The organism is Mesorhizobium sp. (assembly GCF_004962925.1).
Lineage (GTDB): Bacteria > Pseudomonadota > Alphaproteobacteria > Rhizobiales > Rhizobiaceae > Mesorhizobium.
In genome coordinates this window covers 1-1415 of the sequence record NZ_SUEO01000392.1, presented here as the reverse complement: position 1 = coordinate 1415, position 1415 = coordinate 1, and the positions used below count along the sequence as shown (strand labels likewise).

Below are 1415 nucleotides of genomic sequence, written 5' to 3'. Positions count from 1 at the left end.
GTGAGCAGGTCTGCACCTACATGTGCCCATGGCCGCGCATCCAGGCGGCCATGCTCGACGAGAATTCGCTCACCGTAACCTACAATGATTGGCGCGGCGAGCCGCGTTCGCGCCACGCCAAGAAGGTGCTTGCCGCGGGGCAGCCGGTTGGAGACTGCGTCGATTGCAATGCCTGTGTCGTCGTCTGCCCGATGGGGATCGACATTCGCGACGGCCAGCAGCTCGAATGCATCACGTGCGCGCTGTGTATCGACACCTGCGACGGCGTCATGGACAAGCTCGGCAAGGAGCGCGGGCTGATCTCCTACGCGACGCTCTCCGACTACAACGCCAACATGATGCTGGCGACGGCAGGCGGCTCCAGTTCAATCAATCCGTCGCTGGTCAGGACTGCTGTCGGCACCTTCTCCAATCAGGTGGCGCATTTTCACATTCGCAAGATCTTCCGGCCGCGCACCTACGTCTACATGGGCCTGTGGTCGCTGATCGGGCTGAGCCTGCTCTATTCGCTGCTGACGCGCGATCGGCTCGAACTGAACGTGCTGCATGACCGCAATCCGCAATTCGTCACGCTATCCGACGGCTCCATCCGCAACGGCTATACCGTGAAGCTGCTCAACATGATCCCTGAGCCAAGGACAATCGTCGTCACCATGCAGGGCCTGGAGGGTGCCGAGATGAGCGTGGTCGGTGACGACATCCCGGCCGGCCGGTCTTTCGCCATCCCGGTCGAACCCGACCGCCTGAAAACGTTGAAGGTCTACGTTCGCCAGCCCGCGGACCAGATCCACGCCCCGGCACAGACCTTCAAGTTCCGTGTCGAGGATAAGGCGAGCTTCGAGTCGAACGAGTACACCGCCACATTCAACGCGCCAGAGGCCGCCAAATGACCGCCAATGCCCAAAAGCCTCGCGAATTCACCGGCAGGCACATGCTGGCCATCATTCTCACCTTCTTCGGGGTGGTCATCGCCGTCAACCTGACCATGGCCACGCTCGCCAATACGAGCTGGACCGGCCTCGTCGTCGAGAACACCTATGTGGCCAGCCAGCAATTCAACAAGGAGGCCGAGGCCGGCCGCGCCCAAGCAGCTCTCGGTTGGACCGGTAAGCTGACCATCGCATGGGGCGAAGTCCGCTACAGCCTCTCCGACGCAGCCGGCAAGCCGGTTCCTCTGCACGGGGTCAAGCTGCTGTTTCGTCATCCCGCCTACGAGAAAGAGGACAAGTCCGTCACGCTCGCCCTCGCCTCGGGCCAGGAATTCGCCGCCCAGCATATGCCGAAGGACGGCGTCTGGATCGTCGAAGTCGACGCCGATGCCGGCCTGGCACGACCCTATCGCGACGTCCGCAGGATCATGATTTCCCATGGAGCGCTGAAATGAGCTGTTGTGCACCAGGCGCTGAAATGGCGCT

Annotated in this window: 2 protein-coding genes; both read left to right on the top strand. The window is 62.2% G+C overall.

Translation table 11 applies throughout. The annotated features are described in order from the left end of the window. Nucleotides 1–890: 4Fe-4S dicluster domain-containing protein (locus tag E5W87_RS35305; RefSeq protein ID WP_292408559.1), on the top strand; the 890-nt coding region annotated here is incomplete at its 5' end. Then, the gene (locus tag E5W87_RS35300; RefSeq protein WP_292225003.1) at nt 887–1384 is read left to right on the top strand and encodes a FixH family protein; all 498 of its coding nucleotides are present in this window, start codon (nt 887–889) and stop codon (nt 1382–1384) included. The genes E5W87_RS35305 and E5W87_RS35300, both read left to right, overlap by 4 nt. Nucleotides 1385–1415: the final 31 nt, after the last annotated feature.